This is a genomic window from Sphingorhabdus sp. Alg231-15, assembly GCF_900149705.1.
Taxonomy (GTDB): domain Bacteria; phylum Pseudomonadota; class Alphaproteobacteria; order Sphingomonadales; family Sphingomonadaceae; genus Parasphingorhabdus.
Genome location: NZ_LT703001.1, coordinates 1,892,104 through 1,910,216 on the forward strand (window position 1 = coordinate 1,892,104; position 18,113 = coordinate 1,910,216).

The 18,113-nt window shown below is 54.1% G+C and carries 16 protein-coding genes and 1 riboswitch; of the genes, 5 read left to right on the forward strand and 11 right to left on the reverse strand.

The window, feature by feature from the left end; all coding sequences use genetic code 11:
• Nucleotides 1–21: 21 nt before the first annotated feature.
• The 10 genes from DG177_RS09345 to DG177_RS09390 form a co-directional block, all read right to left on the reverse strand.
• A complete protein-coding gene (locus tag DG177_RS09345; protein WP_108811224.1) occupies nt 22–1,020 on the reverse strand; it encodes a DUF6607 family protein in 999 nt (332 codons plus the stop codon).
• 42 nt (nt 1,021–1,062) lie between these two features.
• On the reverse strand, nt 1,063–3,315 hold the full coding sequence (locus DG177_RS09350; RefSeq protein ID WP_108811225.1) for a TonB-dependent hemoglobin/transferrin/lactoferrin family receptor: 2,253 nt from the start codon (nt 3,313–3,315) through the stop codon (nt 1,063–1,065).
• Between the two features lie 253 nt (nt 3,316–3,568).
• Entirely contained in the window at nt 3,569–4,342 is a 774-nt protein-coding gene (locus DG177_RS09355; protein WP_337658686.1) for an ABC transporter ATP-binding protein, read from the reverse strand.
• Nucleotides 4,342–5,310 (reverse strand): iron chelate uptake ABC transporter family permease subunit, encoded by a 969-nt coding sequence (locus DG177_RS09360; protein WP_108811227.1) that lies wholly within the window; start codon nt 5,308–5,310, stop codon nt 4,342–4,344. Before DG177_RS09360 ends, DG177_RS09355 begins: the two co-directional genes overlap by 1 nt.
• The gene (locus DG177_RS09365; RefSeq protein ID WP_337658687.1) at nt 5,307–6,296 is read right to left on the reverse strand and encodes an ABC transporter substrate-binding protein; all 990 of its coding nucleotides are present in this window, start codon (nt 6,294–6,296) and stop codon (nt 5,307–5,309) included. The genes DG177_RS09360 and DG177_RS09365 overlap by 4 nt, the downstream gene beginning before the upstream one ends.
• Nucleotides 6,229–8,133 (reverse strand): TonB-dependent receptor plug domain-containing protein, encoded by a 1,905-nt coding sequence (locus tag DG177_RS09370; protein ID WP_337658688.1) that lies wholly within the window; start codon nt 8,131–8,133, stop codon nt 6,229–6,231. The genes DG177_RS09365 and DG177_RS09370 overlap by 68 nt, the downstream gene beginning before the upstream one ends.
• A gap of 134 nt (nt 8,134–8,267) precedes the next feature.
• Nucleotides 8,268–8,467, reverse strand: a riboswitch (cobalamin riboswitch).
• Nucleotides 8,468–8,647: 180 nt separating this feature from the next.
• On the reverse strand, nt 8,648–9,178 hold the full coding sequence (locus DG177_RS09375; RefSeq protein ID WP_108811228.1) for a CarD family transcriptional regulator: 531 nt from the start codon (nt 9,176–9,178) through the stop codon (nt 8,648–8,650).
• 422 nt (nt 9,179–9,600) lie between these two features.
• Nucleotides 9,601–9,939: a ferredoxin FdxA gene (fdxA, locus tag DG177_RS09380; RefSeq protein WP_108811229.1), complete on the reverse strand. Its 339-nt coding sequence runs from the start codon at nt 9,937–9,939 to the stop codon at nt 9,601–9,603.
• Between the two features lie 101 nt (nt 9,940–10,040).
• Nucleotides 10,041–10,343 (reverse strand): RNA-binding S4 domain-containing protein, encoded by a 303-nt coding sequence (locus DG177_RS09385; RefSeq protein WP_337658689.1) that lies wholly within the window; start codon nt 10,341–10,343, stop codon nt 10,041–10,043.
• A gap of 9 nt (nt 10,344–10,352) precedes the next feature.
• Nucleotides 10,353–13,109 (reverse strand): helicase-related protein, encoded by a 2,757-nt coding sequence (locus DG177_RS09390; protein ID WP_108811230.1) that lies wholly within the window; start codon nt 13,107–13,109, stop codon nt 10,353–10,355.
• Between the two features lie 226 nt (nt 13,110–13,335).
• Between DG177_RS09390 and DG177_RS09395 the strand changes: the two genes are divergently transcribed.
• A complete protein-coding gene (locus tag DG177_RS09395; protein ID WP_443216435.1) occupies nt 13,336–14,910 on the forward strand; it encodes a M23 family metallopeptidase in 1,575 nt (524 codons plus the stop codon).
• 11 nt (nt 14,911–14,921) lie between these two features.
• Here DG177_RS09395 and DG177_RS09400 read toward each other — a convergent pair whose 3' ends face one another.
• A complete protein-coding gene (locus tag DG177_RS09400; RefSeq protein ID WP_108811232.1) occupies nt 14,922–15,239 on the reverse strand; it encodes a hypothetical protein in 318 nt (105 codons plus the stop codon).
• Between the two features lie 201 nt (nt 15,240–15,440).
• Here DG177_RS09400 and hemB point away from each other — a divergent pair, with 201 nt between their 5' ends.
• Genes hemB through DG177_RS09425 form a run of 4 tightly spaced genes read left to right on the forward strand, consistent with a single transcriptional unit; the run spans nt 15,441 to nt 18,107 of the window.
• Complete coding sequence (hemB, locus tag DG177_RS09410) at nt 15,441–16,442, forward strand: porphobilinogen synthase (protein ID WP_108811234.1); 1,002 nt, start codon at nt 15,441–15,443, stop codon at nt 16,440–16,442.
• Entirely contained in the window at nt 16,435–16,992 is a 558-nt protein-coding gene (locus tag DG177_RS09415; RefSeq protein ID WP_108811235.1) for a GNAT family N-acetyltransferase, read from the forward strand. The genes hemB and DG177_RS09415 overlap by 8 nt, the downstream gene beginning before the upstream one ends.
• A gap of 15 nt (nt 16,993–17,007) precedes the next feature.
• Nucleotides 17,008–17,553 carry a GNAT family N-acetyltransferase gene (locus tag DG177_RS09420; RefSeq protein ID WP_108811236.1) on the forward strand — a complete coding sequence of 182 codons (546 nt, stop codon included), beginning with the start codon at nt 17,008–17,010 and terminating at the stop codon, nt 17,551–17,553.
• Nucleotides 17,550–18,107, forward strand: a complete 558-nt coding sequence (locus DG177_RS09425; RefSeq protein WP_108811237.1) for a gamma carbonic anhydrase family protein — start codon at nt 17,550–17,552, stop codon at nt 18,105–18,107. The genes DG177_RS09420 and DG177_RS09425 overlap by 4 nt, the downstream gene beginning before the upstream one ends.
• The last annotated feature ends 6 nt before the right edge of the window (nt 18,108–18,113 follow it).

Here is an 18,113-nt window from a genome sequence, read left to right on the forward strand (position 1 = left end):
TGGCAATTGCAAGATTTATTTTCATTTTTGCGCGGTTCTCACCGCACCGGGCTTCGTTGCATTGACAATCAGGCTGCGGGCTTTCTCGGTGGCGCTTTTCGTATCCATCTCGCCATCCGCAATTTTCGTCCCCATGCTGAGCAATTCGCCGCTGATAACCGTACCAGTCTGCGCTTCTTCTTCGACTGTCACGCCGCGATGAGAAGCAAAGGCCTGATCCCATGAGGCGCGTACCGCCGTCCAGTAATCCTTGGTCTTGGCCCAGTAATCATCGGCTGCCTTGACGTTATAATCGTCAAATTTGGTGTAGCTATTGAGCACATATTCCTGAACAATGGGTTGGAGCTTGCCATCAACCAGTCCCATTTTCGTGTTATCCTGAAAGTGGATCCAACCGCCGGGTTTCGGGGAATGGCGGTTGATCGCAAAATAGCGGTCATAGACCGTATTCCGCACCGCATCGCGCCGGGCCAGCGGACGCCACGTCCAGTTGGAACTCCACCGCCTGACGCCAGCTTCGGTCTCCCAGGCGCCAAGTCCGGCATAGCGTGGACTGTCGTCGACCTGATAGACGGTCTGCGACCATTTACCGGCCCGCTGGTCCGTCGGCACCGGTTGCAGTTTCCAGCGGTTGCGATCGGAGTAGACCAGTATCTTTTCCGGTTCATATTCCCAGTCCTGGCGCCAATGCTTGACGATAAAGTCCTTGCCGTCACCCATATCGACGACCAGCAAATGCTGAAGAATGATTTTTGTACCTGTATCTTCGATTACCTTCACCACTTCATTGCCACCCGATATCTTGCGATCGAGCGGTTCATAGCCTTTTTGCCAGGCGGTGGTTTCCTGCATATCGAACCGCACTTTGTAATTCCCGGCCATGGCAAGAATATCGGCGCGGTCTTTCTCAAAAGCAGCCTTTTTGATCGGTATTGTCTCACTGGAACCGGGCTGCATTGCCCATGCTTGGGTTGGCGTGATGGCGAAGGCCAAAAGACCTGCATAATATCTAAGTTTCATCGTGGATCTCCTGTATCTCTCTGTGTGTGTGCTCTGCGATTTCTAGAAACTGGCGCTGATCGAAATGCTGGCGTTGCGTCCGGGCTGGGTAAATGCGTCCGTGATATCGGAAGATGCCGCGAGTCCTCTCACGTCGCTCCACAGCGCATATTTTTTATCGGTAATATTGAAGATACCCGCACGAACCGTGACATTTTCGGTAATCCGATAAAATGCTGTCGCATCGAATATTGCTGACTCACCTGGCCGAAAACATGCATCCGTGCATATGCCAATAGTCTCGTTTGCTTCTTTACGGGCATTGTAGGACAGGATCACCTCGCCGCCGAACCGATTGTTCGGATCACGATAGCCCAGTCCCAATATGGCATTTAGCGGATCGATCGTAGACAATGAGATGTCAGTCGAATCTGGCGCTTCTACGGTTCCATCGGCAAAGGCAATTGCAAACCGGGCGCGAAAACCATTCGCAGCCTTGTAGGAAGCGCGGGCCTCGATACCGCGGACGTCGACATTATTAAGATTGACGAACTGGAACACTGCCGGGTCAGCAGGGGAGAATGAGCCGGAAACGACTTCCTGACTAATGAAGTCGTCATAATTTGCGGTGAAGGCTGTCAGGCCGAGGTCAAAGCCATCAGCATTGTAACGAATTCCCGCTTCGATGCTCTCGCTGGTTTCCGGTTTCAGATCGGGATTGGGTGCGGAAGTATATCCAAAAGCAAGATTCTCAAAAAAATTGTTTGCCTGGCTGGGCGTCGGAGCACGAAACCCGCGTGCATAGTTGCCAAATAGCCGAACATCGTTACCCAGCTTTAAAACCGCGCCAATCTTAGGGGAGAATTTTGACCCGTCTTGCCCGATTGGCACAAAATTAGGCAACAGCGGATCGTCTTCCGGGTCGAGATCATAGAAATCAAATCGTAATGCGGGATAAAGAGTGAAGGTGCCGTCACCAAATTCCATCGCATTGCCAACAAACAAACCGCCTAATGAAAAATCGGTCACCGGAAATGCACGCGATGGGAATGTTTCACCAAAGGGTGGTTCCACGCCATCCCGCAGGCCTTCCTGCCGGGTGATATTGTAATCACCGCCATAGGTCAGCGTGTGCGTAATCGGTCCGGTCGTAAAGTTGGTTCGGAAGTCGGCAGCAACACCATAGACCCGGTTTTCGAAACTGTTCAGCCGCTCTCGATCCGGACGTGGCTGAGCACCGGTTGGCGATCTGTCCTCATCCGAAAATTGGACATCCTCTCCATCTTGCCAATAGGCGGCAACATGCGCGTAGTTGATCAGACCAGCGGCATCATCACCGGCGTCATAGGTCCAATCAAGAGAGGCGCGTACCCGCTCCGTTGTATCTTCGGCAGTCAAGTCATCGACGATCCAGCTTGGCGGTCCCGGAAACAGAAAAACAGGTCCCCGTCCAGAGAGTATGTCAGAGAAAATCTCGCGTTCCAAATATTCACCGGTCAGGCGGACACGGTGATCGCCGCTGTTGAAGACCAGCTTTCCCAAGAAGGCGTTAGACTCTCCGTCCTGGGGATTGGGTGTTGTTCGCAAAGCCCCTTCGGAATCAACCGTGCCCTGATTATCCAGCTCTTCGAAATCACGCCGGGAATAAGCAAGCATCGCCGAAAGATTTCCAAGCTGACCAGCAATAGCAACGGTTTCGGAAAATTCATTGTCAGCGGAGCTGAATTGAGCGCGTGCGAAGCCGCCGACATTATTGCCATCCTGTATGAAATCAACCGGATCGGAGGTTGTAAAGCTCACCGCGCCGGACAGACCATCACTGCCATATAGGGCCGAGGCGGGGCCGCGAAGGATTTCCACGGATTTGATCAGACCGATATCCGTCGCATTACCGCGCCCGACATCCTGCGCGCCAAAGCTGAAACCCTGTGGAGACCGAATACCATCAACCTGAATAAGAACACGGTTACCGCCAATACCGCGGATATTGAAATCTTCATTTCCGGCCCGTCCCGTGGTTCCAAGAGCTGCCCCGAAGCGAGCGGGCGCGCGGCGTACCGAGATTCCGGGTTCAAAGCGGATGATATCACGAACATCGGTCGCCAGTTCATCTGCGATGCGCTCACCATCAATCACGGTTACGGTCACGGGAGCGTCCTCAATCGCAATTGGTGCCCGTGTTGCCGTAACGGTAATGCCTTCTTCTTCGTCGAAGGACTCGTCAACTTCGTCGGCCGCATAGGCCGTTTGTGACATGCAAAGCGCAAGCAGACTCGAAGTCAGGACCGGCTTGCGCCAGCACAGTAGTGATTTCATAGAGAGTTCCCTCAACTCGTATTGATAATGCAAATGATTCGCATTACTATCTAGGTTGCGCCATATGGAACTGTCAAACGGAAAGTGAATTTTAAGGATTCAAGGCAAGTAACGTGCCACGGTTACGGCGAAAAAGACGGATCTGGTGCGCGCAGATATTGCGAGTGAGCAGAGTGCGGCAGCCAACCGTTCAACCAAAAGATTCGGTATGATTGGCAAGAGATTCGATATGTTTGGGTAGTGACCGTTTAGATTATGGAAGGCGGCGCACCGGGACCACCAGAGGATCGCCCGCATCGCTGGTGCCGATCTGGACTTCAACACCGTAAGCCTGTGCCATGATCGGCGCCGTCATCACCTGGTCACCCGGTCCGGCAGCGATGATCGCACCATCTTTCATAACCATGACATCATCGGCAAATCGAGCGGTCTGGGTCAGGTCATGCAAAACGACAATAACGCCGTTCCCGGCCGCAGCATAGTTTTTGAGGCGTTCCAAAACATCAAATTGATGGGCGGGATCCAGACTCGCCAATGGCTCGTCTGCGAGCAACCATTTTGGCTCTCCCGCCAATACACGCGCCAGCAGCACCCGACCCTGTTCCCCGCCAGACAAGCGCATTGCCTTGCGATTGGCAAGACCTTCGCAATCTGTTGCAACCATCGCCTTCTCTATGGCCTGATGGTCAGCACTGCTCATCCCCCAACCGCCGGAGTGAGGCAGGCGACCCAGTCCAACCAGTGTTTTGACATCGATGTTCCAGTGGATATCTGGCTGCTGAGGCAACAGACCGATTAGCCGTCCGCGCTCCTTGCTATCCACCGAGACAAGTGGCCTTTCGTCCAGCGTTATCGCCCCCCTTTGCGGGTCCCGCAAACCGGACAGACATGACAAAAGGCTACTTTTCCCCGCCCCGTTTGCTCCCAGTATGACCGTGACGCGACCCAATTGGAACAGGCCGCTAATGTCATTCAAGATGGTTCGCTCGCGCAAGACCAGAGACAGGTTTTGAAAGCTTAGGGTCATCAGGCCAACTCCCTGCGCATCTTGAAGAGCAGAGCCATGAAAAAGGGTGCGCCAATAAGCGCCATCGCAATACCCAGACGCAATTCACTGACCGTCGGCAAGATCCGCACAAGACTGTCGGCCAAGACGAGCAACAGAGCCCCAGCAAGAGCCGATGGCAGCAATACGGCTGAGGGCCGATGACCGGCAAGGGGGCGCACCAGATGCGGAACAATCAGGCCGACAAAGCCGATAATCCCCGCCGCCGCAACCGATGCTCCGACGGTCAATCCGACACCAATGATGGCGAGCCATTGTAGGCGCGGCACATTGACGCCCATCGATCGCGCTGCATCTTCACCTAAAGTAAGGGCATCCAGCGACCGACCGGTGGCCAACAAAAACAGCATACCCAAGGCGATAATGGGTACCGCCAACTTGACATCATCCCAGCTGCGATCTGTCAGCGCGCCCATCAGCCAGGTAACGATCTCGGTGGTCGCAAAAGGGGTTGGCGCCAGGCTGATCATCAATGATGTCAGAGAGCCGGCAAGACTGGAGAGAATAACACCGGCCAACGTGAACAGGATCAAGCTGCCTGATCGCCCAGCCAGCAGAGCCAGTAGCGCCATGCCTATACCCGCACCGGCCATGGCAAAGGCCGGTAACAACCACGCCGCAGCCGCATATCCGAAATAGAGGGAGGATACCGCACCCAGTGCTGCGGAGCTTGAAACACCGAAAACTCCGGGATCGGCAAGCGGATTGCGCAAATATCCTTGCATGGTGGCACCTGCCATGCCGAGGGCGGCACCGATAGCCGCGCCCAACAAAGTGCGCGGCAGGCGCAGTTCCATGATGATCAGGGCGCCAAGATCATCGCCCCACCAAGCGGAAGGATCAACCCAGACTTTGCCAGCCGCCAACGACAAGATGATCGCCAGGACAAGGCTGACAAAAAGCAAGATATTGAGCCGCAAGCCAGTCATGAGGGCGGTCCAAGCTTGCGCCGTGCGGCAGACAAAACGGCCACCGCTTCGATTAGCGTCGGCCCCGCGCAGTTGAGCAAACGCGCGGGATAATCCGATATGGTGATCCGGTGGGAAAGGCGTTTCAATACCGGATGAGACAGCATCCGATCCCGCGAACGCGCCTCTTTGCCACCACCGGCATCCGAGAATAACAGGCGTGGCGGCCGGGCAACAAGATGCTCCAGAGGCAGGATGTCCCATTGTTTTAGCCCGTATGTATGGCTCCGGTTTTCAAAACCAGTGCGGCGCAGCAACTCGTCAGGTAAAGTCCCACCACCTGGCACCAGCCCTCCGCTGCGCCAGATCAGGGCCGGAACAGGCCTGTTGTCTTGCGGCTTTGCCTTTTCGAATGCTGCTGAAATCCGCTGGTTCAGTTGCATGCCGCGATCAGGGGAACCGACTATGGTGGCTAGCTCGGCAATTTGCTGCTGACTCTCTGCCACGCTTTGCGGAATGGACAGTTTGATCAACGCAATGCCGAGCCGGTCCAGGGCGCGTTCCGTTTGCGGCGCGACAATAGAACTTGCCACCACCAGATCGGGACGCATTGCGATAATTTCTTCGGCCGTGCCGGACGTCGCCTTGAACTTCAACGCCTGTGTCAACGGAATAGAAGTCGCTCGCTTGTCATGTGAATAATGGCTGATGGCCCTGATATTCCGAGCCTCTGCCAATTGCATGAGCAAGGCATCGGCGCACGGGTTGATCGAGACAATCCGTTTCGGCTGTTCGGGCAAGGCCACTTTGGCACCCCGAGCGATCACTTCGGCATCCGCCAGAGTTGAGGGCCAGAACATAAGTGCAGCAGCCGCCAGACATCCTCCAGCCATGGCTCGCATGACTAGATAGGAAGACCTGGCGGCTGCTTGCTTCATGTCAGTAACGCAGCCTGACACCGGCAAAGGCCGAGCGACCGGCTGTACCGAACTGGAATATCGTTTCATATTCCTCATCAAACAGATTTTCGACCCGACCGTAAATCTCTATATTGTCAGTGATCGGCATGGCGGCACGCAGATCGACAAGCACATAGCCCGGTGTCGGGACGGTGGTGAACGCATTATCGAGATTGGAACTGACATGCGCAATCGTCGCGCCGGTTTGCAGACCAAAGGACCAATCATAGTCCACCGATGTGTTGACGCTATGCCGCGGGCGCCGTGCCAATGGCCGGTTGGTGTCGCGGTTCTCGGCATCTATCAGGCTGTAGTTGGTCGCAATCGTCAGTTCTTCAACTGGCCGTATAGTCACACCCAATTCAACACCTTGTGCTCGTGCCCGTCCGACATTGTCGTAAGTGCCGAAGGGCCGGTCGTTACAAATACCGGCTTGGATCGGGCAGCTGATAAAGTCGATCAGGTTCCTGCTGTTGCGCCGAAATATGGTTGCGCTCAGCTCCAGCTTGCCATCGACCAAGAGCTGAGTGATACCGGCATCCCAACTCTTCGAGGTTTCCGGTTGCAAAACCGCGTTACCAAAATCGCTGAACAGCTGGAACAGGGATGGTACGATAAAGCCCTCTCCATAGCTGGCACGAAAGGTCGTGTCGCCCTCATTAGGGCTGTAAACCACATCACCAGCGAAAGTCGTTTCGCCGCCAAAACTATTATGATCGTCATAACGCAGGCCGGCACTAGCGGTCAGACCATCCAGAGGGGTTATGCGCAATTGCCCATAGAAGCTGGTCAAAGTCGCATCCTGTTCGGGTGTCACAGAACCAAAGCTGGTGGCGCTAAAGCTTGATCTTTCCGCTTCCGCACCAAAGGTCGCTCCGAACATCTCGGAAATGTCGAGAATGCCTTGATATTCAACCCGTTCATTCTCGCCGCGAGATTCAAATGTCTGAAAATCGAGATTGAAATTATCACGCCGAACATTTGTGTAAGCGAACGCAAATCGATTTCTAAACCGGCCATCGAACAACGCGACATTCAATCCGGCATAGCCCACAAATTCGTCTGTCTCGCTAGTTTCGGGCGTATCACCAAATTGAAAAGTTGGTGTAAATCCATCGATATCGGTTTTGCCATCGGAATAGTAACCGCGCAGATCGACTGAAATTTCGTCGTTGAAGGTGATTTTTACCTTACCATTTGCGCCGAAATTTCGATAGCCATCACGCTCAACGCCGCCGCGCTCGGTATTGAAGGCAGAGAATCCGTCGGTCGTAAAATAGCCTGCACCAAAGGTGGCCGCGACCGGTCCAACAGCACCCGAGATATTGCCCACCAGCTGCGCCGTGTCACGCGATCCATACTCGCCGCGCGCATTGATTTCGAGTTCCTCGGTAGGTTCACGGGTAATGATATTGACCACACCACCAATCGCCTGACTACCCCAGATCACCGATTGCGAACCGCGCAACACTTCGATGCGGGAGATATTCCCGGTCAGCAAATTTCCGAAGTCAAAGCCGCCACCTGGAGACGCCGGATCGTTGATTTTAACGCCATCAATCAAGGCCACGGTCTGACTGGAATTGCCCCCGCGAATATTAACCGCACTGACCGTCCCGACGCCGCCATTGCTGTTGATGGTAACACCCGGCACGATGCGAAGCAGATCGGTGACAGTGACACTCTGAAGCTGTTCGATCCGGTCCTGATCAAGAACGGATATGCTTTGTCCGGTTTGTGAAATTGCCTGTTCAGACCGTCCGGCCGTGACGACAATGACATCCTCGCCAGAGGACGCTCCAGCTGTTTCAGCAAAAGCGGGCGGTGAGAGCAACAACGCCACAGTGGCAATTGCAGAAGTTGATTTTAGTTTTTGATAACGCACGATATTTCCTTTTTGACAATCATTCAAAAAGGCCACGCATATTTAACGCCTATGGAAGTTCCACATGCGGGGCCCGATAGTAATCGTCGCCACGCGAGGAAATCCTCGATCATATGGCACACCCCGTCCGCATGATAGAACGACAGCTACCGGCAGGTCTCCTGGCTCTTGGATCATCGCTTGGTCCGTCCCCTTCCCAGACATAACGTCCAGTGGGATTTGACAGACCGGCTCACCAATCACAGTTGCGGGGGCAGCTTCGGATCAAGAAATGACTTCCCTTCCGAATTCCCTTTTAATCCCGTCTCCGGGAACCTTTAGCAAACGGCTGTCTAGGGAGCTTCAATTTGCGGAGCAAGGAAAATTTGGTGCGCAGGGCCGAAGACAAACAGCGAAATAGCCGGTTTCTCAGCAAAACCAGATATTGGGGAGCGTCAACCAAACCCATGAAAAAGGCCGCCCCATTTCTGAGACGGCCCTTTGGTGATAGGTATCAAATTCTGATCTTGTCGGATCAGTCTTCCTTTACCTCGTAATATTGCGGTGCTGCAATATTCAGGATTTCCAGGATTTTCGCCAGAGCGGTTGGCTCGTCGGTTTCCTCCATCGCAGCCAATTCGCGAGCCAGACGGCTGGACGCCGCTTCGAATATCTGACGTTCGGAATAGCTCTGCTCTGGCTGATCATCAGCACGAAACAGATCGCGGGTCACTTCAGCAATTGAGACAAGATCGCCGGAATTGATCTTCGCTTCATATTCCTGCGCGCGGCGCGACCACATGGAGCGTTTGACCTTGGGCTTGTCTTTCAGTGTTTCAAGCGCCTCTTTCAGCGTTTTGTCAGAAGACAGCTTGCGCATGCCAACGCCTTCTGCCTTGTTCATTGGTACACGCAATGTCATGCGTTCTTTTTCGAAGCGCAGAACATATAGTTCCAGTTGCATACCTGCAATTTCTTCATTTTGCAGCTCAATCACACGGCCCACACCGTGTTTTGGATAAACAACATAATCGCCCACATCAAAGGACAGCGTATTCGCAGCCATAAAAAGCCTTTCTTTCTCTATGGAAAAGAAGGATGATTTCGATCAAATTTCTCAAAAACCCCGACGAAAAAACCCTTTTGTTCATATACATAACGACCGAACACCCCCCGTGCCCAGCCGCTTACCAACACCATTGTTAACAGATTCGTCACAAAAAAGCAATTTATCGTTGCACCGCACAACTTTTAGGACCTCAAGCGCCGGGCGCGGGCATCCGCCCGCTTGGCTTCCCTCGCATAAGCTCGGGCGCGCAGTCGCGCTTGCCTCCGCTTCGCGTCGGTTCAGCGCGACTTTGAGAGCATGATCCTCTAGTTCGTCGTCCGAACGTAGTGAGGCAAGGCCGACCGGCCGCCGCGCCTTATGGCGCGATAGCCAAGGCGACGGATGTCGCCGCCCCGCGCTTGAGGTCCTAAAAGACTCTCTTAATCACCTTGGCCGGGTTTTTCCGAGAAATGGGCCTCAAACTTGCCTTCCACGCCCTTGAATTCATCGGCATCGGCAGGTGGCTCGCGGCTGACGGTGATATTAGGCCAGCTTTCCGAATATTTCGTATTCACTTCCAGCCATTTTTCCAGACCATCTTCGGTATCGGGCAAAATTGCTTCAGCAGGACATTCCGGCTCACATACACCGCAATCGATGCATTCGCTGGGATTGATGACGAGCATATTGTCGCCTTCATAAAAACAGTCAACGGGGCAGACTTCAACGCAGTCCATATATTTGCATTTGATACATGCGTCGGTAACAACATAAGTCATCGGGTCGTCTACTCCATCTAAAGAGCCGCCTTTTGTGCGGTCATCTCATCCCTGCTATTGTGCAAAATTGGCAACGTCAACAGTTGGTTTTCGGTCCTATTTCATTCACCAGTGCGCAGCCGTTCAAAACAGCTTTGTGCATCCGGAGCGCTGCCGCGCCTGAGCGGCAACATCGATATGCGTATGACATGCACCTCTCGGCCTTGCGGAATAGTTAAGATGTCCCCTTGCCGGACCATCATATGAGCACGATCTACACGCCGACCATTCAGGCGGACATGTCCTTTGCTGGCAAGTTTTTTTGCCATTGTCCGGTTGCCGGCAAAACGAAGAAACCAAAGCAGCTTATCGATCCTGAGCGCCAAAGGGTCAGAGTCCGGTTTAGCGACCTTTTTATTCTTCAAAGCAGCATCCTATTTTTTCATTGCCTCCTTGAGAGCAGCCAGTTCGGCAAAAGCGCCGCCTGCAGTGGCCAAAACCGGCTCGGCCTTGCGCGATCCGGAGGCGGGCTTACCGGGGCGCTTGCCGCGCGGCTTCTTGCCGTGGTTTTTATTTGGCTTCCCGGACCGTGCCTTTCCCATACCCTTCCACCGCCAATAGACTGACGGCGTCTCGGGCACGGCAAGCTGATCTGTCGTTTCTGATGGATCAGATGTCGATGGTGCGTCATCACTCGATGGTTCGCCAGACATTTCCGGCTCGGTTGAGTCCGGCGCGGCCGCCGCGGTATCTTCGGTTTTTTTCAGCTCCACATTTTGCGGCTTATCATCGGTTTTTTCGAATCCAGCCATATCAAGCAGCGCATCATGTACCGATGTTGACAAGCCCAGCGAAGTTGCAAGCGCAGGATCAATAGCAAAAACGGGACCAGCTTGCCGCGCCTCATGCGCTTGCTTTACCAGCCGTTCGGCCATGTCGACCCGGACATATTCACCGCCAATTTTGCGAAAGCCCAGTCGGCTCGCATGATCGGGCGCTGCGAATGTCCATTCCTTCAAATGAACAGCATTATCGCCAGGGAGTGCAATCATTGATTGTTCATCGAGCGCGGCAAACAGGGCCGTGCGCCACAGCACAGCGCCCGGCTTCATCAGCGCATGATGAAAAATGTCAAGCGCTCCGAAAACCAACCCTCCGCGCCGGGCAACCCCGCGCATATCATTGTCAAGCGCACGCACAGCCTGATCGATTTGTCGGCGTGCGATGATACCGCCTGCTTCGACAATCTGGGCAAAAAGCGCACGCACCGAAGCAGGTGTATTCTCATCATTGGCAAGCACATCAATTTTGACGAGCCCTTCCAAATGCTTCGCCTTCATCGCTTCAACCCATTGCTTGATCCGCGCCTCGGCTTTTTTGCCATTCTCTGGCGCGATATCCTTCAGTGCTCGATCAAAATTAATCTCCGGGTTTAAAAGGTTTTTACCCTTGATAAGCACAGCAAGCTGCGCGCCTTGCCAATAGATTACTGGCTGCCCGGCGTCATTCGCGGCTAGCGTTAATTCACTGTCAGGAGCTTTAGCGAGCGCATCAGCTTTATCAGTCATAATCGGTCCCAAATATCTTTCCGCTGCAGCAAGCAGCATCTTGCGGTCTTCCCTCCGGCTATCCGAAGGCACGACAAATTGAAAGCCCTTCAGCGTCCCAATTTCCAGCCCGTCAACCAATACCGCACCGTCGGCTTCCAATGCAACGTCTTGCGGCAACGCACCCTTCAGCAAACCGCGCATCAAAACGCGAGTGCGCTTGTCGACAAATCTTTGGGTCAGTTGAACATGCATAGCATCGCTCAGTCGCCGCTCGAGTTGACGGGTGCGTTCGACCATCAGGTCCGCTTGTTCAACCCAATGCGTTTTTTGGGCAATATAACTCCAGCTGCGGGCCGCAGAAATCCGGGCAGCAAGCGTCGAGATATCGCCTTGAACATTTTCCAACCGGGTGATTTCCTGTGCCATCCGGGCATGCGGAATACGACCATTTCCTTGCGCCAGATAGGGCCAAAGCGAGGCGATAAACCGTGCCTGATGATCGGCGCCCACTTTCCGAAAATCGGGAATACAGGCGGCCTCCCAGAGCAAACGTACATTATCGCGTCCGACGGCGAGACGCCTGATATTGGGATCCTGCGCCAGCCGCTTCAATACCGCTAGATCAACGGCTTCAGGAGCGGCCTGCAACAGCCGGTCCCTCGGCTTGTCCTCAAGCGATGCTATCAGGCTGGTCACGCTTTCCAGATCCGGTTCAGCATTGCGCCAATAGAGCCACTCCAACATTGGAAAACTATGGTCTTCCAATCGTTCGATTTCTTCCGGCTCCAGCTCGTCCGAAGAGGCCAATCCCGACAATATGCCGAAACTGCCATCCTTTTGATGGCGGCCTGCCCGACCAGCAATCTGGCCTATTTCCGCAAGCGTCAAACGACGGCGGCGGCGTCCATCAAATTTTTTCAAGGCTGCAAATGCGACATGGGACACATCGAGATTAAGACCCATCCCAATTGCATCGGTTGCGACAAGATAATCAACCTCGCCGTCCTGGTACATTTTGACCTGTGCATTACGGGTTTGCGGGGAGAGTGAGCCCATCACAATTGCCGCTCCGCCATGTTGGCGGCGCAGCATCTCAGCAATCGCGTAAACGTCCTCCAGAGAAAATGCGACAATGGCGGATCGACGAGGCAACCGGGATAATTTGCGCGGCCCTGCATAGCTGAGTGTCGAAAAACGCGGACGGCTGACAATCTCTGCTTCGGGAACGAGTTTTTCAATCAGCGGCCGCAAGCTGTCAGATCCCAAAATCATTGTTTCGTCCCGGCCGCGGATATTCAGCATCCGGTCGGTAAATATATGCCCGCGCTCCGGGTTGATGCCGAGCTGCGCCTCATCGATTGCGACAAAGCTGAAATCGCGATTGACCGGCATAGCTTCAGCCGTACAGAGGAACCAGCGTGCATCCTTGGGGATGATTTTTTCCTCGCCGGTTACCAAAGCGACCCGGTTAACGCCCTTTAGGGCGACGACACGATCATAAACCTCACGCGCCAGTAACCGCAGCGGAAAGCCGATCATGCCACTGGAATGGGCACACATCCGCTCGACCGCCAAATGGGTTTTACCGGTGTTGGTAGGGCCAAGAACGGCAATAACGGAAGACTGGGAGAAGTCAGGCATTGGCGCTATCTCACCGTATCTTCACCAAACTGGCAAGCAATTTCAGTTCAGATTCAGTAAGATTCTTGGGTATCTGGCCGGATATCGGCGATTTTACACGTTTTACCGCATAGCTCGCGTTCAAGGCCGGATCTTAAATTGACATTAACCTTGTTCCTTCACAGAGACAGAAACAACATTGCGATGGAATACTGTCTTTGCGTTGATAAGACAGCGTCGCCAAGGGGTGCATTTGTTCAAGAGTATCGACATGCTTGCCGATCAGGGAAATGGGGCTGCCGCCATTGCAGCAGAACCGCCCGCGCCGGTATTTGCTGTGCCCGAGGCTTGGTCCAGCAGGATTGAGGATTGGCAAGAAAGGCTGGCCCAGACCGACTGGGTCCCTGATCTTGGCCAGGATATCGGAAGCTTCACCTGGCTGCGCGGCCTCGCCACTTTGGTTCTGCTTTGCGGTGTCGCTATCTCTTGCTTACCGGATTTTGGCCCTATCAGAGGCCATCAAAGTGCGGCGCTAACCGGCGCCCGCGCCGATCAGGCACGATCTCAGACCATTGCCCCGCTTGCTTATGGAGGCGACACCGGTATCCGGATGGCCGCCACCGACGCCGTGCGACCGCTCGCACAGAGCCCTGAACGTCCATCCATCGAGCTGGTAGCAACCTTGGGCCGTGGCGATAGCCTGCGCCGGGTATTGCAACGGGCCGGAGTGGCCAACCAGGAAGCAAGCGACGTGACCGAGATGGTTTCTGGCGCTGTTTCTTTGGGCGAAATTAAGCCGGGCACCAAAATTGATGTGACCCTCGGCCGCCGTCCGGCGAAAAACCAGCCTAGACCGCTAGACCAACTGGCGTTTCGTGCTCGCTTTGACCTAAATCTGGAAGTGGTTCGTAGCGATGGTGCGCTAAAGCTCAACCGCAAACCGATCATGGTCGACGACACTCCTCTGCGCATCAAAGGCGTGGTTGGTTCGAGCCTCTACCGCTCTGCCCGTGCGGCTGGCGCTCCGACCGAAGCTGTCCAAAAATATCTCCGGGTGATTGGCAAGAAAATGTCAGTATCGCGTGATATTCGATCCACGGACGAGTTTGATATCATATTGGGTTATCGCCGCGCTGAAACCGGCGAGGTCGAAGTTGGTGAGCTGCTTTATGCTGGCCTCGATCGCGGTGGCAAATCGAAAGCACAGATGCTGAAATGGACCAGCGGCGGTCGGGCAAACTGGTTCGAAGCTTCCGGCGTTGGCCAATCCAGTGGCGAACTGGTCCGTCCAACGCGCGGCCGCAAGACTTCGGGCTATGGCATGCGCCGGCATCCGATCCTGCGCTATAAGCGCATGCACAGCGGTCTAGATTTTGGCGGCGGCTATGGCGCCCCGATTTATGCGGTGACCGATGGCAAGGTGACATTTGCTGGCCGCAAAGGCGGCTACGGCAAATTTGTGAAGATCAAACATGGCGGCGGTCTTGCTTCCGGCTACGCTCATATGAGCCGCATCGCGGTGAGCAATGGCCGCAGCGTCCGCAAGGGCCAGATTATCGGCTATATTGGTTCAACAGGGTTATCGACCGGACCGCATCTCCACTATGAACTCTATCGCAATGGCCGCACGATCAATCCCAACTCGGTCAAATTTGTTCAACGCTCGGAATTGAGCGGCAAGGAACTGCGCCGTTTCAAAGGTGAATTGCAGCGCCTGAAAAAAGTCACGCCTGGCGCAGCATTGGGAAGTTTGAAAAGCGCATCAAACGCACCCAAGCAACAGCGAGAAATCAATCGGCTGGCCAAAGCTTCGATCAGCTAGTCGGCCCGGTTCTAAATGTCTCCGAGGCAAATCTCGGTGGCTGCATCCAACTTCGCTTGTGGCGGGTTCATTTTCTCGCCAAGACCATCCAACGATTTATCCAGCTCTTCACCCAGGCAATTGCATATTGGTGTAGCGGCCTCTTCCGTCGCGCCGGCCTTGGTGGATTCAGTAACGCAGCCTGCTAAAAATTCGGTCGTCCAGCTTTCATCGAAGCTTTTGTTAAAGGCGCCCGTCAGGCTGTTTTCATCATCTGCATTGCCGCATCCAGACAAGATAAGAGTGACCGCCAGAACGGCCGGGACAACGCATTGAAACCGGTGAGACATGAGGCATTCCTTTTTATTCATAGTGAGACAAGGCAATGTCGACGAAGAGCGAACCGGATGGAGAAAATCTGAGGGCTTTGCCCATCTTCGTCCACGCTTCACAATTCTTGAGATGGATGTAAAAGAAGCAATCCTTCGCCGCAAGCTGTTCAAGATGCTATTTCAATTGCCCTTGCGTGTCGTCGCTCTATATTAAGCTCCATGACCCAAAGCCCCGCTTTTCCACGCACCCGCCTGCGCCGCACTCGTGTTTCTGCATGGAGCAGAGCCATGGTAAGGGAAAATGTCCTGACGCCGGCAGATCTGATCTGGCCCCTGTTCATTTCTCAGGGCAGCAATGTTGAGGAACCGATCACCTCGCTCCCCGGTGTTTCACGATGGTCGGTGGACCTTGTTGTCGAGCGAGCGAAAGAGGCACGTGATCTGGGAATTCCTTGCATTGCCCTATTCCCGAACACGCCGGCCGAAAAGCGCAGCGAGGACGGTGCGGAAGCGCTCAATATCGACAATCTCATGTGCCGTGCCACAAAAGCGGTAAAGGATGCGTTGGGAGACGATATTGGCGTGCTCACCGACGTCGCGCTCGACCCCTATACAACCCATGGCCAAGACGGGCTGATTGATGCCAATGGCTATGTCGAGAATGACCGAACTCTCGATATGTTGACCAAGCAAGCCCTTAATCAGGCGAATGCCGGGGCAGATATTATTGCGCCGTCCGACATGATGGATGGACGGGTCGGTGCTATTCGCGACACGCTGGAACTAGCACATCATCATAATGTCCAGATCATGGCCTATGCCGCCAAATATGCCAGCGCCTTTTATGGACCGTTCCGCGATGCCGTAGGTTCGAGCGGCACCCTGAAAGGGGATAAGAAAAGCTACCAGATGGATGCCGCCAATAGCGATGAAGCGATGCGGGAAATCGCCCTCGATATTGCCGAAGGTGCAGATAGCGTAATGGTCAAACCCGGCCTGGCCTATCTCGATATAATTTATCGCGCGAGGACAGAGTTTAACGTGCCGGTATTTGCTTATCAGGTGTCGGGTGAATATGCCCTGGTCAGCGCCGGTGCAGAAGCAGGCGTCGGCGACCGCGATGCCTTGATGATGGAAAAGTTGATCGCGTTCAAACGCGCCGGCTGTTCTGGCATCCTCACCTATTTCGCCGCCGATGCGGCACGGCTTCTCCATGAGTGACATCATATTGGAAACCGAACGGTTGCGCCTGCGTGGTTGGCGGGACGAAGATATTGATCCGTTCATGACATATCTCAACACGCCCAAAGTCACGCGCTGGCTCGGCGGTGTTCAAACCCGCGAGAAGTTTCTGGAAGCAGTTGAAAGAATCAGGGGCTATGACCGAGATTTTGGCCATACCTTCTGGATTGTTGAACGCAAATCCGATGATGCCTTATTGGGTTTCTGTGGATTGAAACGAGTCAATGCACCGCAAGCCAAATTAACCGGTGCCTTCGAAATCGGTTGGCGGCTGCGCGAGGATGTCTGGGGCCAGGGCTATGCCAGGGAAGCTGCAGCGGCGACTATGGACGCCGCTTTTACACGCCATGAAGCTCCCTTTGTTGTTGCCCTCACGGTTCCCGGTAATGAGCCATCATGGGGCCTGATGAAACGGCTCGGCATGACCCATCGACCGGAACTGGACTTTCATGATCCCAACTATGGTGAGGATCTGAACCCCACGATAGTCTACCGAATTGAAGCCAAGGACTGGAAACCTGAAGCATGACTGAGTCGCTTCTCCATGGCTGAATTTCAATTGGAAACAAACCGTTTGGTCATGCGTGGATGGCGGGAGAATGATCTCGATATCTTCCACGCAATCAACAGCGATCCCAAAGTAAGAAAAACGCTTGGCCCTATCATGACACGCCAGCAAGTTGCCGACCTCATCGCTTGGCTGCAAGATTATCAGAAAGAGCATGGTCATTGTTACTGGGCGTTGGAAACAAAAGCGGACAAAAAATTGATCGGATGGTGCGGCATCATAAGAGGTGGTGAAGAAACGCCAGTATATGACAAACTGGAAATCGGTTGGAGAATGGCCTTTGCGCAATGGGGTAATGGTTACGTAACCGAGGCAGCCCAGAAATGCTGTGAATGGGCCGCTGCAACATTCCCGGATGAGCAAGTTTGGGCCATCACCAGCGAACATAATCATCGCAGCCGAGCGGTCATGGAACGCTTGAACATGAAACATTTCCCAGAGCTTGATTTCGACCATCCGAAAGTTGACCCCAAAAGCGATCTGGTGCGGCACGTCACCTACTGTAAGGAAACCTCTAAATGACTGATCCTCTTATCCTGCCGTTTAACGGTAAAACACCAAAGATCCACGAATCGGCTTTCATTGCGCCGGGCTGCAAAATCATTGGCGATGTAGAGATCGGGCCAGAAGCTAGCATCTGGTATAATTGTGTGATCCGTGCCGATGTGAATTTCATTAAAATTGGCGCGCGCAGCAATATTCAGGACGGCACGACCATCCACTGTGACAGCGCTACACCGGTCACGCCCAACGGCCATCCGACAATCATTGGCGAGGATGCGTTGGTCGGTCATATGGTCATGTTACACGGTGCGACACTGGAAGACCGGGCTTTTGTTGGTCTCAGCACCACGGTCATGGATGGCTGTGTGATTGAAGGCGACGCGATGTTGGCCGCTGGCGCGACATTGACGCCCAACAAGCGAATACCGACCGGACAGCTTTGGGCAGGATCACCAGCCAAATATATGCGCGAACTGACCGAACCGGCCATTGCCGGCATGCGGATGGGTGTTGCCCATTATGTCGAGAACGCCAAAGTCCATAAAGCAGCGGTAGAAGCTGCTCAAAAATAACCCGGA

Excerpts from the sequence above, each read along its gene's own strand:
- DG177_RS09365 (WP_337658687.1), bottom strand. The coding sequence starts at position 6,296 with ATGAAACGATATTCCAGTTCGGTACAGCCGGTCGCTCGGCCTTTGCCG.
- DG177_RS09400 (WP_108811232.1), bottom strand. The coding sequence starts at position 15,239 with ATGTCTCACCGGTTTCAATGCGTTGTCCCGGCCGTTCTGGCGGTCACT.
- DG177_RS09345 (WP_108811224.1), bottom strand. The coding sequence starts at position 1,020 with ATGAAACTTAGATATTATGCAGGTCTTTTGGCCTTCGCCATCACGCCA.
- DG177_RS09350 (WP_108811225.1), bottom strand. The coding sequence starts at position 3,315 with ATGAAATCACTACTGTGCTGGCGCAAGCCGGTCCTGACTTCGAGTCTG.
- fdxA (WP_108811229.1), bottom strand. The coding sequence starts at position 9,939 with ATGACTTATGTTGTTACCGACGCATGTATCAAATGCAAATATATGGAC.
- DG177_RS09375 (WP_108811228.1), bottom strand. The coding sequence starts at position 9,178 with ATGGCTGCGAATACGCTGTCCTTTGATGTGGGCGATTATGTTGTTTAT.
- DG177_RS09420 (WP_108811236.1), top strand. The coding sequence starts at position 17,008 with ATGGCTGAATTTCAATTGGAAACAAACCGTTTGGTCATGCGTGGATGG.
- hemB (WP_108811234.1), top strand. The coding sequence starts at position 15,441 with ATGACCCAAAGCCCCGCTTTTCCACGCACCCGCCTGCGCCGCACTCGT.
- DG177_RS09390 (WP_108811230.1), bottom strand. The coding sequence starts at position 13,109 with ATGCCTGACTTCTCCCAGTCTTCCGTTATTGCCGTTCTTGGCCCTACC.
- DG177_RS09360 (WP_108811227.1), bottom strand. The coding sequence starts at position 5,310 with ATGACTGGCTTGCGGCTCAATATCTTGCTTTTTGTCAGCCTTGTCCTG.
- DG177_RS09355 (WP_337658686.1), bottom strand. The coding sequence starts at position 4,342 with ATGACCCTAAGCTTTCAAAACCTGTCTCTGGTCTTGCGCGAGCGAACC.
- DG177_RS09425 (WP_108811237.1), top strand. The coding sequence starts at position 17,550 with ATGACTGATCCTCTTATCCTGCCGTTTAACGGTAAAACACCAAAGATC.
- DG177_RS09415 (WP_108811235.1), top strand. The coding sequence starts at position 16,435 with ATGAGTGACATCATATTGGAAACCGAACGGTTGCGCCTGCGTGGTTGG.